General features: G+C 69.2%; 12 protein-coding genes. 10 read left to right on the top strand and 2 right to left on the bottom strand.

What is annotated here, in order from left to right:
• The first annotated feature begins 29 nt into the window (after window positions 1-29).
• A complete protein-coding gene (pseI, locus tag T8K17_RS02035) occupies window positions 30-1,094 on the top strand; it encodes a pseudaminic acid synthase (RefSeq protein WP_322332840.1) in 1,065 nt (354 codons plus the stop codon).
• 1 nt (window position 1,095) lies between these two features.
• Complete coding sequence (locus T8K17_RS02030; protein ID WP_322332839.1) at window positions 1,096-2,904, top strand: tetratricopeptide repeat protein; 1,809 nt, start codon at window positions 1,096-1,098, stop codon at window positions 2,902-2,904.
• On the opposite strand, the gene T8K17_RS02025 is transcribed toward T8K17_RS02030, so the two are convergent.
• Window positions 2,895-3,836: a DMT family transporter gene (locus T8K17_RS02025; RefSeq protein ID WP_322332838.1), complete on the bottom strand. Its 942-nt coding sequence runs from the start codon at window positions 3,834-3,836 to the stop codon at window positions 2,895-2,897. The genes T8K17_RS02030 and T8K17_RS02025 overlap by 10 nt on opposite strands.
• A gap of 108 nt (window positions 3,837-3,944) precedes the next feature.
• Between T8K17_RS02025 and T8K17_RS02020 the strand changes: the two genes are divergently transcribed.
• From T8K17_RS02020 to T8K17_RS01990, 7 genes are all read left to right on the top strand, one after another.
• The gene (locus T8K17_RS02020) at window positions 3,945-4,613 is read left to right on the top strand and encodes a DUF2848 domain-containing protein (protein WP_322332837.1); all 669 of its coding nucleotides are present in this window, start codon (window positions 3,945-3,947) and stop codon (window positions 4,611-4,613) included.
• Between the two features lie 3 nt (window positions 4,614-4,616).
• Entirely contained in the window at window positions 4,617-5,972 is a 1,356-nt protein-coding gene (locus T8K17_RS02015) for an amidase (RefSeq protein ID WP_322332836.1), read from the top strand.
• Between the two features lie 130 nt (window positions 5,973-6,102).
• A complete protein-coding gene (locus T8K17_RS02010) occupies window positions 6,103-6,270 on the top strand; it encodes a YdcH family protein (protein WP_322332835.1) in 168 nt (55 codons plus the stop codon).
• 389 nt (window positions 6,271-6,659) lie between these two features.
• Entirely contained in the window at window positions 6,660-7,796 is a 1,137-nt protein-coding gene (locus tag T8K17_RS02005; RefSeq protein WP_322332834.1) for a DSD1 family PLP-dependent enzyme, read from the top strand.
• Between the two features lie 55 nt (window positions 7,797-7,851).
• The gene (locus T8K17_RS02000) at window positions 7,852-8,304 is read left to right on the top strand and encodes a SufE family protein (RefSeq protein WP_322332833.1); all 453 of its coding nucleotides are present in this window, start codon (window positions 7,852-7,854) and stop codon (window positions 8,302-8,304) included.
• A gap of 6 nt (window positions 8,305-8,310) precedes the next feature.
• Window positions 8,311-8,772, top strand: coding sequence for an iron-sulfur cluster assembly scaffold protein (locus T8K17_RS01995; protein WP_322332832.1), 462 nt, complete (start codon window positions 8,311-8,313; stop codon window positions 8,770-8,772).
• 378 nt (window positions 8,773-9,150) lie between these two features.
• Entirely contained in the window at window positions 9,151-10,479 is a 1,329-nt protein-coding gene (locus T8K17_RS01990; protein ID WP_322332831.1) for an MATE family efflux transporter, read from the top strand.
• Between the two features lie 144 nt (window positions 10,480-10,623).
• Here T8K17_RS01990 and T8K17_RS01985 read toward each other — a convergent pair whose 3' ends face one another.
• Complete coding sequence (locus T8K17_RS01985) at window positions 10,624-12,147, bottom strand: DHA2 family efflux MFS transporter permease subunit (protein WP_322332830.1); 1,524 nt, start codon at window positions 12,145-12,147, stop codon at window positions 10,624-10,626.
• Window positions 12,148-12,273: 126 nt separating this feature from the next.
• Between T8K17_RS01985 and hisC the strand changes: the two genes are divergently transcribed.
• Window positions 12,274-13,398: a histidinol-phosphate transaminase gene (gene hisC / locus T8K17_RS01980; protein WP_322332829.1), complete on the top strand. Its 1,125-nt coding sequence runs from the start codon at window positions 12,274-12,276 to the stop codon at window positions 13,396-13,398.
• Window positions 13,399-13,456: the final 58 nt, after the last annotated feature.

Below are 13,456 nucleotides of genomic sequence, written 5' to 3'. Positions count from 1 at the left end.
TGGAACTGCCCGGTCGGAGGACCTGCTGGATGAAAGGCGAGTTTAGCATAGCCGGACGGCCGATCGGTCCCGACCACCCGCCCTATATCGTCGCGGAGATGTCGGGGAACCACAACGGGGACATCGACCGCGCTTTCCGCATCCTGGAGGCGGCCAAGGCTGCCGGGGCCGACGCGGTGAAGCTGCAGACCTATACCGCCGACACCATCACGCTCGACCATGACGGGCCCGAGTTCCTGATCCAGGGCGGGCTGTGGGACGGCCGCCGGCTGCACGAGCTGTACGAGGAGGCGCATACCCCCTGGGAGTGGCATGGGCCGATTTTCGACAAGGCGCGGGAACTGGGGATCACCGTGTTCTCCACCCCGTTCGATCCGACGGCCATCGACCTGCTGGAGAGCCTGGGCGCGCCGGCCTACAAGGTCGCCTCCCAGGAACTGGTGGACCTGCCCCTGATCCGCCGGGTCGCGGCGACCGGCAAGCCGATGATCATGTCGACCGGCATGGGCAGCCTGGAGGAGATCCGCGAGGCGGTCGAGGCCGCGCGCGGGGCGGGGGCGGAGCAGATCGTCGTCCTGCACTGCGTCAGCGCCTATCCCGCCCCGGCGGAGGAGAGCAACCTGCGCACCATCGCCGATCTGGCCGACAAGCTCGGCGTGGTCACCGGACTGTCGGACCACACCATGGATACCACCATCGCCACGCTCTCCGTCGCCATGGGCGCCTGCCTGATCGAGAAGCACGTCACCCTCTCCCGCGCCGAGGGCGGGGTGGACAGCGCCTTCTCTCTGGAGCCGGACGAGTTGGCCCGGCTGGTGCGCGACACCCGCATGGCCCATGCCGCCCTCGGCGCGCCCGCCTACCGCCCCACCAAATCGGAGGAGGCGGGGCTCAAGTTCCGGCGCTCGCTCTATGTGGTGGAAGACGTACCGGCGGGTGCGGCATTCACCGCTCAGAACATCCGCTCGATCCGCCCCAATCTCGGCCTCGCGCCGAAGCATTACGACACCGTGCTCGGCCGTCGGGCGACCCGCGACCTGAAGCGCGGGGAGCCGCTGGCCGCCGCGATGGTCGAAGGCGGCATCGACGCCTGACATGCCCACGCCGACAGAAATTCTGGAGCGCGCCACCGCCCTGCACCTGGCCGGACGGGTGCAGGAGGCGATCCCGCTCTACGCCCATCTGCTGCAGGCGAACCCGACCCATGCGGATCTGCTGTACCGGTTCGGCATGGCCCTGCACCAGAGCGGCCGGGCCGAGGCCGCCGAACAGGCGCTCCGGCGTGCGGTCGAGCACGGCCCGGGGGAGGCCTCGTACTGGCACGCGCTTGGCGTGGTGCTGCACGGGTTGCAGCGCCATGCCGACGCGGTCACCGCCTACGAGGCCGCGCTTGCCCGCAACCCGCTGCTCCCCGATACCCTGGCCTCGCTCGGAGGCATCCTCGCGACCGGGCCGCGCCGGGACGAAGGGGTCGCGATGCTGCGCCGGTCGGCGGTGCTGGTGCCGCAAAGCGACGAGAGCTGGACGCGCTGGGCCAACCATCTGCAGGCCGTCTCCGAGCTGAAGGCCTGCGCGACCGCCCGCCACCGGGCGCTGACGGCCGCACCGACCCGGCCCGACCGCTGGGTGTCCCACGCCCTTGGGCTGATGGACATCGAGCAGGGCGACGCTGCCATGCGTGCGTTCCGGGCGGCGGCTGTGATCGCCCCGGGCGGGCACGAGGCCTATAACCACCTGGCCTGGCTGCAGGTCGGCCGGCTGATGATCGCCGAGGCCCGCACTGGATTCATTCGAGCCCGCACATTACGGCCGGACCTGGCCTCGGCCTATGCCGGCCTGTCGGAGGCGGCCTTCACTGCCGGTGAGGCCGAAGATGCGGTCCGCTGGATGCGTCAGGCGCTGAAAGTCTCGCCGGGGGAGGCCCATTACCGCTTCCGTCTCGGCATCCAGCTCCTGTCGATCGGCGAGATGGCCGAGGGTTGGGAGGGCTACAGCTACATGCGGCGCAAGCCGAGCGCCGTGCGCCGCGATCCGTCGATCCCGCTGTGGGACGGCACGCCGAACAAGGACATCACCCTGCTGATCGCCGCCGATCAGGGGGTGGGGGACGAGCTGCTGCATGCCTGCGCCATCGCCGATGCGGCCCGCGATGTCGGCCGGATCGTCATCGAATGCGACCAGCGGATCGTCGCCCTGATGCGGCGCAGTTTCCCCGACGCCTATGTGCACGCCTATCACCGGGTCGGGGACCGCAACACGCCGGAGCATCTCTACGACTGGGTGCCCGACGACTGGCGCCCGGATGCCTTCGCCGACGGCGCGCTGCTGCTCTCGCGCTATCGCGGGACGATCGCGCAGGCGGATGCGGCGGCGGTCCCCTGGCTGAAGGCCGACCCGGCCCGGGTGGCGGAGATGCGGGGGAGGCTGGCCGCCCTCGGCGACGGCCCGAAGATCGGCATCGCCTGGCGTAGCCGCCGGCTGACCACCTTCCGCCTGCCGCATTATCCGGGCATCGGACCCTTCGAGGAGGTGCTGAGGGTCGACGGCGCCCGCTTCGTTTCCCTGCAGTACGGGCTGGGGTGGCGCGCGGAACTGGAGAGCAACGGGGCCGATGTCGCCGTCATCGACGGCCTCGACACCACCGACGATATCGACGGCGTCTTCGCTCTGGTGGAGGCGCTGGATCTGGTCATCTGCCCGTCCAGCACGGTCGGCTGGATCTCCGCCGCCTTGGGCAAGCCGGTCTGGCTGCTCTACAACGCGCCGGTCTTCCTGGAATACGGCACCGACCGCTTTCCCGGCTTCCCCACCGTCCGCTGCTTCCGCAAGACCCAGGTCCAGCCCTGGCGGCCGCTGATGGCGGAGGTCGGGCGGGAGCTGTGCGCCTATCTGGCTCAGGACTGAGTGGGGGAGGGCGGCGCCGTGGGCTTCTTACCGCGCAGGGTCTCTCGATAGGTGATGTAGAGGCCGCTGGAGACGATGATTCCGCCGCCGACGAAGGTCCAGATGTCCGGGAACGTGCCGAACACGAAGTAGCTCACGATGATCGCCATCACGAGCTGGCCGTAGTTGAAGGGGGCCAGGACCGACGCCTCGCCGTACTGGAAGGCGCGGATCACGAAGTAGTGGCCGAGCCCGCCGATGAAGCCGAGCAGGGCGAACAGCCCGGCATCGAGCCACGAAACCGGCGTCACCCAATAGAACGGCAGGGCGATGGAGGAGATCACCGCGCCGACCACGGCGATGTAGGTGATCGACGTCTCCGGCGAATCGGCGGCGGAGAACTTGCGGGTGTAGATCTGGTAGGTCGCGTAGCAGAGCGCCGTGCCGAGGACCAGGAACATGGCCCAGTGGGTCTCGCCGCCGCCCGGCCGGATGATGATCAGCGCGCCGGCGAAGCCGACCGCAACCGCCGTCCAGCGCCGGACGCCGACGATCTCGCCGAGGAACGGGGCGGCCAGCGCGGTGACGATCAGCGGCGAGGTGAAGTTGATGGCGCTCGCCACCGGCACCTCGATGAAGCGCAGGGCGGTGAAGAAGCACGCCGTGGCCAGGAACATCAGCAGCGACCGGATGAAGTGGATCCCCGGCTTGCTCGCCCGGAACAAAGACAGCCCCTGGCGCGGCATGAACATCAGGATCACGAAGACCAGATGCCCGGTATAGCGTGCCCAGACCACCTGCACTGTGTGGTACTCGCCGGACAGGAACTTGGCCGCGACGTTCATGAACGGCAGCAGGTTGATCGCCAGCAGCATGAACAGCACCGCCCGCATGGTGTCCTGGGACGGGTTCCGGACGGGGGCGGCGGCTGTGGTGGGAGGTACACTCGACATGCCGGCACCATAGTGCGGCGGCGCTCGCGGACACATCCCCTTATCCGGATCTTCCGCGATGCCCAGACGGCAGCTATCGTCCCCGCGGATTTCAAACGGGAGGCACATATGGGAGCCCAAGCTCTGCGGTTCGACACGCCGGACGGACCGGTCGAGGTCGACGTCACCAACTGCGTCGTCGCCGGCTGGACCGGCCGCGACCAGGCGGCGATCGACCACCACATCGAGGAACTGGCCGAGATCGGCGTGCCGGGGCCGAGCACGGTGCCGCTGTACTACCGCTGCGCGGTCGAGCAGCTCACCCAGTCGGACCGGGTGCAGGTGCTGGGCGGCGACAGCTCCGGCGAGGTCGAGCCGGTGCTGGTGGCGACCGACAAGGGGTTGTTCCTGACCGTCGGCTCCGACCATACGGACCGCAAGGTGGAGACCTATTCCATCGCCGTCTCCAAGCAGATGTGCCCGAAGGTTCTGGGCACCACGGCCTGGGCGGTCTCGCTGGACGACGATCTGGACGCCCTGGTGCTGGAAGCCAAGGCGACGATCAAGGGCAAGGAAGAGACCTACCAGACCGGCACCCTCGCCCTGATCCGGCCGCTGAAGGACCTGGTGGACGGCTATGGCGGCCTGAAGCCGGGCACGGTCATGCTCTGCGGCACCGTGCCGGTGACCGGCGGCATCCGCCCGGCCGACCGGCTGGCGATCTCCATCACCGACCCGGCGCGCGGCCGCAGCCTCGCCCATGCCTACGACATCGAAACCCTGCCCGTGGTGAGCTGACCCATGACCTTCGTGCCGAAAACCCCGATCGCCGAGATCCTCACCGCCCTCGAGACCGGCCAGACCACCGCCGCCGCCCTGCTGGACACCGCCCTTGAGCGGGCGAAGGATCCATCCGGAGAGGGGGCCCGCGTCTTCACCGCCCTGATGGAGGACAGCGCCCGCGCCGAGGCCACGGCCAGCGACGGTCTGCGCAAGGCCGGCGTGCCGGCCCGTCCGCTGGAAGGCCTGCCGATCTCGGTCAAGGACCTGTTCGACGTGAAGGGCGCCGTCACCACCGCCGGCTCCAAGGTGCTGGCGACCGAACCGCCGGCCGAGGCCGACGCTCCGGTCGTCGCCCGGCTGCGCGCCGCCGGCGCGGTCATCGTCGGCCGCACCAACATGACCGAGTTCGCCTATTCCGGCCTTGGCATCAACCCGCATTACGGCACCCCGGCCAATCCGTGGGACCGGGCGTCGAAGCGCATTCCCGGCGGCTCCTCCTCCGGTGCTGCGGTCGGCGTGGCCGACGGCATGGCGACGGTCGGTCTCGGCACCGATACCGGCGGTTCCGTGCGGATCCCGTCGAGCCTCTGCGGCCTCGCCGGCTTCAAACCGACCCAGAGCCGGGTGCCGATCGCCGGCGCGGTGCCGCTGTCGACCAGCCTGGACAGCATCGGCCCGCTGGCGCCGACCCTGGACTGCTGCGTGCGGGTGCATCAGGTCCTGGCCGGCGAGACGCCGCACGCCATCCCGGCCCTGCCGGTGAAGGGGCTGCGTCTGGCGGTGCCGCAGGATTTCGTGCTCGACGATCTGGACGAGGCGACGGCGGCGGCGTTCCAGGCGGCCCTGACCCGGATCTCCGAGGCCGGCGCGACCATCGTCGATCTCTCGCTGCCGGAACTGCTCGAGTTGCCCGTGGTCAACGCCAAGGGCGGCTTCACCGCGCCGGAAAGCTACGCCCTGCACGAGCGGCACATCCTGCGCGATCCGGACGCCTTCGACCCGCGCGTCATCTCCCGCATGCGCCGGGCCAGCGAGCAGTCGGCGGCGGAGTACTACGCCCTGGTCAACGCCCGGGCCGACATCCGGGCGCGGGTTTCGGCCAAGACCTCGGCCTTCGACGCGGTGCTGATGCCGACCACGCCGCGCATCGCCCCGCCGATCGCCGACCTGCTGCCGGACGATGCGGTCTATGGGGCCGTGAACATGGCCATGCTGCGCAACTGCTCGGTCGGCAATTTCCTCGACCGCTGTGCCGCCACCATCCCCGTGCACGCGGCGGGAACCGCTCCGGTGGGGCTCATGATCATGGGAGAAACCCTCGCGGACGACCGGACATTGGCCATATCCCTCGGTTTGGAGACCTTATTCGCGTAAAGGGCTTCTGGTAACTTTCAGTCAAAACTTCAAGGGGTTGAGAGTTCATTGTTGCGCGCCTAACTGGGAGGGGTACGCTTTTGGTTCCGGGACGCAGACCTGCCCCCGGAGACGTCGAAAGGAGGATCGTATGACAGCGACTGATCGGATCCACTCCCTGCGCGCACGGCATGCCTCGCTCGAGGAGAAATTGGATAATGAGTCCGGGCGACCGTTACCGGACGATGTCGCGATACATGACCTGAAACGTCAGAAGCTGGCCATCAAGGACGAGATAGAGCGTCTGCAGCGCCATTAGCCTGCGGGCGCCGGCATCGTCGCCAGCGAACCGAACGCAGTTTCCTTTCAATCGTGCCGGTCCGGCCGTCGATCACGGAGCGTACGGACCGGCACTGCGGGCCCGCCTTTCCACCGAAAGGCGGGCTTTCTAATGGGCGGGTGAGGGAGGACGTGCGGCTGCCACTATGCCCGTTCTTCTCACGCCCCGGACCTGTTCCGGGTCAACGCCTCGGCTAGGACGGGCGCTTCCCTTTGAAGCTCCATCACGTGGATCGGATTGCCCCGGAACAGGTCCGGGGAGTGCGCGTATGGCATGACGGAGTTGGGATAAGGGGCGTTCCCCGTCTTGCCCCGGGCGTCCTCCCGGAGGACAGTGGCTCCCCCCGTTCGTCACCCGGAGCATCCGCCATGACCACCCCGCCGCCCGCCCGTGTCGGAGATCCGGCCGGCGCGATCGATACCCCCGCTCTGGTGATCGACCTCGACGCCTTCGAGCGCAATCTCGACCGGATGGCCGCCTTCGCCAAGGAAACCGGCGTGCGCATCCGCCCCCACGCCAAGACCCACAAGTCGCCGATGATCGCCCGCCTGCAGATGGAGCGCGGCGCGGTCGGCCAGTGCTGCCAGAAGGTCGGCGAGGCCGAGGTGCTGGTGGATGGCGGCATCGACGACGTGCTGGTCTCCAACCAGGTGGTCGGCGCGGCAAAGGTCGCCCGCCTCGCCGCCCTGGCCAGGCGCGCCCGCATCGGTGTCTGCGCCGACGATCCGCAGCAGGTGGAGGCCTATGCGGCGGCGGCCCGGGCCTTCGGCACGACGCTCTATGTGCTGGTGGAGATCGATGTCGGCATGGCGCGCTGCGGCGTCGCTCCCGGCGCCCCGGCGGTCGACCTGGCCCGGCGGATCGCCGAGGCGGAGGGTCTCGTGTTCGACGGCATCCAGGCCTATCACGGCTCGGCCCAGCACATCCGCGGCTATCTGGAACGCAAGGCCGCCGTCGCCCAGGCGTCGGAAGCGGTGTCCGCGACGGTCGATGCGCTCGCCGCGGCCGGCCTGGAGTGCCGGACCATCGGCGGGGCGGGCTCCGGCACCTTCCGGTTCGAGACCGGCACCGGCCTGTGGAACGAACTGCAGCCAGGCTCCTACTGCCTGATGGATGCCGATTACGGCCGCAACCTGAAGGACGACGGCTCCGAGGGCCTGGAATTCGAGAACGCCCTGTTCATCGCCGCCTCGGTGATGAGCGCGGTCGTGCCCGGCCGGGCGGTGGTCGATGCCGGCCTCAAGGCCTCCTCGGTGGACAGTGGTCTGCCGGTCGTCTGGCAGCGCAAGGACACCACCTACGTCTCCGCCTCCGACGAGCACGGCAAGCTCTCGCTCGGGACGGGCGCTCCGGCCACGAAGCTCGGCGACCGGGTCTGGCTGGTGCCCGGACACGTGGATCCGACGGTCAACCTGTACGACTGGTATGTGGGCGTGCGCGGCGGGCTGGAGAGCGGACACGTCGAATGCCTGTGGCCGGTCGCGGCCCGGGGAGCCCTCTCCTGACCGCGTCCGCGTTGACAGCCGTCCCGCAACGCGCCAAATCCTGGACATGGACACCATGACCCCCGCCTCGCAAGACGCCGCGCCCGAGCGCCCGATCGACGAGGAGCAGGAAGAGCTCATCGACGAGTTCGCCTTCTTCGACGACTGGATGCAGCGCTACGAGTACCTGATCGATCTCGGCCGCAAGCTGCCGCCGCTGGACGAGGCCTATAAGCGCGACGAGTTCAAGCTGAAGGGCTGCCAGAGCCAGGTCTGGCTGGTCGGCGAAAAGCGGGGCGACCGGCTGGTGTTCCACGCGATCAGCGATGCGGCCATCGTCTCCGGCATCATCGCGCTGCTGCTGCGAGTCTATTCCAACCGCACGCCGCAGGAGATCGTCGCCACCGAGCCCGACTTCATCCCAGCCATCGGCCTCGACTCGCACCTGTCGCCGACCCGCAAGAACGGGCTCGGCGCCATGCTGAAGGCGATCAAGGAGCGCGCGACGGCCGAGCTCGACGCGGCGTAGGCGGCGATGGCGGCCCAGCCTCCGGCCCCGACCTCTCCCTCCCTGGACAGCGTCTACCAGGACCGGCTGCTGGACCTGGCCGAGACCATCGCCCGCGACGGGTATGTGGTGGCCGCACCCGATGCCGAGACCGGGGCGGTGAGCCGCGCCTGCGGCAGCCGGGTCACGATCCAGGTACGCTTCGACGGCGATACGGTGGCCGAGTACGGCCAGCGCGTGGAAGCCTGCGCGCTCGGCTCCGCCGCCGCCTCGGCGGTGGGCGGGGCGGTGGTCGGCGCGTCGGTCGCCGAAGTGCGCGCGGCGGCGACGGCCCTGGAGAACATGCTGAAGCGGGACGGCCCGGCGCCCGGCGGCCGGTTCGAGGCGCTCTCCGCCCTGCTGCCGGCGAAGGCCTTCACCAACCGCCACGCCTCCATCCTGCTGACCTTCCGGGCCCTGGAGAAGGCGTTCAAGGCGACGGGGCGATAGCCGTCGCAAGTCCCGGCCCTTCGACACGCCCCACCCCGGATCAAGTCCGGGCCGGGGCCGCTCAGGTCGAGATCTTTTCTGTCTCATTCAAATTTCATCGTCATCCCGGTGAACAGCGGGCTTGACCCGGGGTTCGACCGGGACCTGGACAAAACGGCACGGGGTCCCGGCCCGCTCCCGGATCAGGTCCGGGAGCGTCCGGGATGACGACTGTTTGGAAATGGAAAGGCCTCGCCCTGAGCAGCACCCCACGGGGTGCGGGTCGAAGGGCCGGCGCTCGATGGGACGTGTCGCCAGGGTGGATTTCCCGCATGATGCGCCTTCCCATAGCCCGGCCCCGACACCCTTGGGCCGGTTCTCGCACATGAAGGACATGCCTTGAGCGACGCACGGCGGACCCGGCTGCTGGACGGGCCGATCCTGAAGACACTCGCCACCCTCGCGGTCCCCAACATCGCCGCCTCCTTCCTGCAATCGGGGATGAGCGTGGTGGAGGGGGCCTATCTCGGCCGGCTCGGCACGGTGGAGCTGGCCGGGGTGGCCCTGGTGTTCCCGCTGCTGATGCTGACCAACATGCTGTCCGGCGGCGCCATCGGCGGGGTGGTGGCCGGGGCCACCGCCCGCGCGCTCGGCGCCGGCGACGATGCGCGGGCCCAGGAGATCCTGCGGAGCGCGGTGCTGATCGCCCTGGCCCTGGCCACGGTCATGGCGCTGGCGATCCTCTGCTTCGGCCGCTCGCTCTACGCCCTGCTGGGCGGCGAGGGCGCGGTGCTGGAGGCCGCCGACCTCTACGGCGACCGGCTGGCCGCCGGGATCTTCACCCTGTGGCTGTTCAACGTGCTGGCCAGCCTGCTGCGCGGGTCCGGCGACACGATCCGGCCGGCGATCGCGCTCGGCTGCGTGCTGATCCTGCATGCCGGGATCGCCTGGGTGCTGATCTTCCCGCTGGGCCTCGGCATCGCCGGGGCGGGGCTGGCCATGCCGCTCGCCTATCTGTTCGGAACTCTCGGCCTGTCTGCCTGGCTGCTGGGCGGCCGGGCGGCGGTGCTGGTGACGCCGGGACCGGTATCAGCGCCGGTGCTGGTCCCGCTGCTGCGCCAGGGCACCCTGGCGGCGACCCAGTCGGCCCTGACCATCTCCATGGCGCTGATCGTCACCGCGATCATCGGCCGGCTCGGCACCCACTGGCTCGCCGGCTACGGCATCGGGGCGCGGCTGGAGCTGCTGATGATCCCGGTGATCTTCGGGGTCGGCGGCGCGCTGATCGCCATGGTCGGGGTGAATGTCGGCGCCGGCCGGCGGCAGCGGGCGATCCGCATCGCCTGGACCGGCGGCGCGATGGCGGCCTGCATCGTCGGCACCATCGGCCTGGTCGGCTCGGTGCAGCCGGATCTCTGGGGACGGCTGTTCACCCAGGATCCCGAGACCTTGCTGGCGGTCGGCACCTATCTGGGGATCGTCGGGCCTTGCTACGCCTTCTTCGGCCTGGGGCTCTGCCTGTATTTCGCCAGCCAAGGGCTCGGCTCGATGGTCTGGCCGGTGATCGGCACGTTCCTGCGGCTGCTGATCGTGGTGGCCGGCGGCGCGGCCCTGGTGATGACCGACGCCGCCACCCCGCAGGCGGTCTTCGCCGTGGTGGCGGGGGCGATGGCGTTCTACGGGCTGTTCATCGTGGCGGCCCTGAGGCTGGGGCCGTGGCGCTCCTAAATTGTTCACCGTCATCCCGGACGAGCCCGGACCGGATCCGGGATCGGGCCGGGACCCCGCCCGTTCGACCGCAATTGGGTCCCGGGCAACCCCCGGATCAAGTCCGGGGCTTCCCGGGATGACGATGAAGAATTGTTGGGTCCACTACCGCCGCAGCTTGATCAGCAGCATGAGCGGAAGCACCGCGAAGGATGTCAGGGTGAAGGCGTAGAACGAGTTCAGGTACCCGATCATCGCCGCCTGCCGGGCGATCTCGCTGGACAGGCCGGCCAGCGCGCCCGTGCTGTCGAGTTCCCAGACCCGGAACAGGGAATCCTGGAACTGCAGCGCCTCGTTGGTCGGCCGGGCATGGGCGGTCATCTCCGCGTAGTTCACCCGCGCCCCGTTCAGGGCGATGGAGATGGCGATGGAGATGTAGATCGAGCTGCCGAAATTCCGCACCAGGTGGAAGATCGCCGTGGCCTCTGACGTCTTCTCGCGCGGCAGGGTGTTGAAGCTGACGATCGTCAGCGGGACCCACACCAGCCCGACGCCCAGCCCCTGCAGCGCGCTGGTCCACAGCACGTCGAAGGTGGTCAGGTTAATGCTGAACTGGGACATGTACCAGCCGGCGATGCCCTGCAGGGCGAAGCCGATGGCGAGGGTGGGGCGCGGGTCGAGCTTGCTGCCCCAGAACATGAAGAAGAACCCGACCAGGGTGCCCACGCCGCGCGCGCCGAGGATCACCCCGATGATCGAATCCGGATAGCCCCGCACCCCCTGGAGCAGGGCGGGCAGCAGGGTCATCGGCGTGAAGTTCAGCATCCCGAAGACGAAGACCAGCAGCAGGCCGATGGCGTAGTTGCGGTCGAGCAGCAGCTTGGGATCGAGGAACGGCCGCTCCGCCGTCAGGGAATGGGCGATGAACAGGTAGAGCATCAGGGCCGCGACCGCGCCGCAGAGCAGGATCGTCGAGCTGTCGAACCAGTCCAGCCGCTCGCCCTGATCCAGCATGAACTGGAAGGCGGCGATGAACAGGGCGAGGGTCAGGAACCCGGTCCAGTCGAGATAGCTGGAGCCCGCCTTGGAGCGGTCCTGGATGTAGACCACCACCCCGGCCAGGGCGGCGAGGCCGCAGGGCACGATCATGAAGAACACCCAGCGCCAGTTGTAAACCTCCGACAGGTAGCCGCCGACGGTCGGCGCCAGCACCGGCCCCAGCACCACGCCCATGCCGAAGATCGCCATGGCCGAGCCCTGCTGGTGCTTGGGGTAGCTGTCCATGACGATGGCCTGGCTCAGCGGCACCAGCGGCGCGCCGAACGCGCCCTGGAAGATGCGAGCGACCACCAGCAGTTCCAGGGTCGGCGCCAGCCCGCAGGCCAGCGAGGCCAGGGTGAAGCCGCTGACCCCCCAGATCAGGATCGTGCGCCGCGAGAACCGGGCGGCGAGCCAGCCGGTCATCGGCGTGGCGACGGCGGTGGCGATGATGTTGAAGGTCACCACCAGGGCGATCTGGTCGGTGGTCGCCGACAGCGCGCCCTGCATCTGCGGCAGCGACACGTTGGCGATGGTCACCGTCATCGCGTACAGCGCGGTCACCATGGTCAGCGTCGTCAGGATCAGCGCCCGGGTCAGCGCGTCCGGACGCGCGGCCTCGGCTGGTTGATCGATCGGCTCGGCGGTCATGGGACCAGCTTATCGGCTGCCCGCCGCAATAACGAGAGGTGCTGCGTCATCGGGTGCCGTGAGGTGATGCACAGCGCCGTCAAATCACGCTAATCTCTGCCGCCCGCCAGACCAGGAGACCCGTACATGGCCGACGCCGATCCCGCGCAGAGTGTTGCGAAGCCCTTCATTCGTGCCATGCCGCCCGCCGGCCAGCCGCCGATCCAGCGGGATTCCAAGTCGGGAATCGACCCGTCCAAGATCCGGCGCATGAACCTGAACGAATCGCCCTTCCCGCCCTCGCCCAAGGCGATCGCGGCGATGCAGGAGGCGGCGACCCGGGTGAACTACTATCCCGACCCGCTCTGGCGCGATCTGACCTCGGCGCTGGCGGAGCATACCGGCCATCCCAAGGAGCGGATCGTGCTGGCCAACGGCTCCGACGAGCTGATCGTCGCCGCCGGCCGCATCGTGCTGTCGCCGGGCGACGAGGTGCTGGTGCCGGTGCCGTCCTTCCCGAGCTACAACAAGGCCGCCGCGGTGAACGGTGCCACCCTGGTCGCGGTGAAGGTGCGCCAGGACGGTTCGGCCGATACCGAGGGCATGCTGGCCGCGGTCACCGACAAGACCCGCATCGTCTTCCTCGCCACCCCGAACAACCCGACCGGCGGCATCCTGACCACCGAGGAGGTGGTGTCCTTCGCCAAGGCCCTGCCGCCGACCACCCTGCTGGTGCTGGACGAGGCGTATTACGAATACGGGATCCATGGCGGCGGCTCGGACCATCTGGCGGCCATGGCCGAGGTGACCAACGTGCCGTGGGTCGCCTTCCGCACCTTCTCCAAGGCCTACGGCCTCGCCGGCATGCGGGTCGGCTACGCGCTGTGCGGGTCGGACGAGGTGGCCGGCTGGTTCCAGAAGGTCCGCAGCACCTTCAACGTGAACGCGGTGGCCCAGGCCGGCGCGCTGGCGGCTTTGGGCGACCAGGCGCATATGAAGTCGATCGTGGAGCGCACCTTCGTGGAGCGCCAGCGGCTGGAGGCGGGGCTTGCCAGGCTCGGCTGCGAGTCGTTTCCGAGCGTGGGCAACTACCTGTCCTCCAAGACCCCGAAGCCGGCCGCCGAGGTGGTCGCCGAGCTTGAGAAGCGCGGCATCATGATCGGCCGCCTGATGGTGCCGGGCTACGAGGGCTACATCCGCATCACCACCGGCCGGGCCGAGGACACCGACGCCCTGCTGGCGGAGCTGGAAGAGGTTGTTGACGGACAGTAGGTTCTAGAGAAACCCGTTACAAACCGTTATCCGGCGTGACAACTCGTGACAGGCGCAG

This window comes from Thalassobaculum sp. OXR-137, from assembly GCF_034377285.1.
GTDB lineage: Bacteria > Pseudomonadota > Alphaproteobacteria > Thalassobaculales > Thalassobaculaceae > Thalassobaculum.
The sequence above is the reverse complement of the archived record's forward strand: the minus strand, read 5'-3'. Positions and strand labels throughout refer to the sequence as shown.

Excerpts from the sequence above, each read along its gene's own strand:
- T8K17_RS02010 (WP_322332835.1), top strand. The coding sequence starts at position 6,103 with ATGACAGCGACTGATCGGATCCACTCCCTGCGCGCACGGCATGCCTCG.
- T8K17_RS01995 (WP_322332832.1), top strand. The coding sequence starts at position 8,311 with ATGGCGGCCCAGCCTCCGGCCCCGACCTCTCCCTCCCTGGACAGCGTC.
- T8K17_RS02020 (WP_322332837.1), top strand. The coding sequence starts at position 3,945 with ATGGGAGCCCAAGCTCTGCGGTTCGACACGCCGGACGGACCGGTCGAG.
- T8K17_RS02025 (WP_322332838.1), bottom strand. The coding sequence starts at position 3,836 with ATGTCGAGTGTACCTCCCACCACAGCCGCCGCCCCCGTCCGGAACCCG.
- pseI (WP_322332840.1), top strand. The coding sequence starts at position 30 with ATGAAAGGCGAGTTTAGCATAGCCGGACGGCCGATCGGTCCCGACCAC.
- T8K17_RS02030 (WP_322332839.1), top strand. The coding sequence starts at position 1,096 with ATGCCCACGCCGACAGAAATTCTGGAGCGCGCCACCGCCCTGCACCTG.
- T8K17_RS02000 (WP_322332833.1), top strand. The coding sequence starts at position 7,852 with ATGACCCCCGCCTCGCAAGACGCCGCGCCCGAGCGCCCGATCGACGAG.
- hisC (WP_322332829.1), top strand. The coding sequence starts at position 12,274 with ATGGCCGACGCCGATCCCGCGCAGAGTGTTGCGAAGCCCTTCATTCGT.
- T8K17_RS02015 (WP_322332836.1), top strand. The coding sequence starts at position 4,617 with ATGACCTTCGTGCCGAAAACCCCGATCGCCGAGATCCTCACCGCCCTC.
- T8K17_RS01985 (WP_322332830.1), bottom strand. The coding sequence starts at position 12,147 with ATGACCGCCGAGCCGATCGATCAACCAGCCGAGGCCGCGCGTCCGGAC.
- T8K17_RS02005 (WP_322332834.1), top strand. The coding sequence starts at position 6,660 with ATGACCACCCCGCCGCCCGCCCGTGTCGGAGATCCGGCCGGCGCGATC.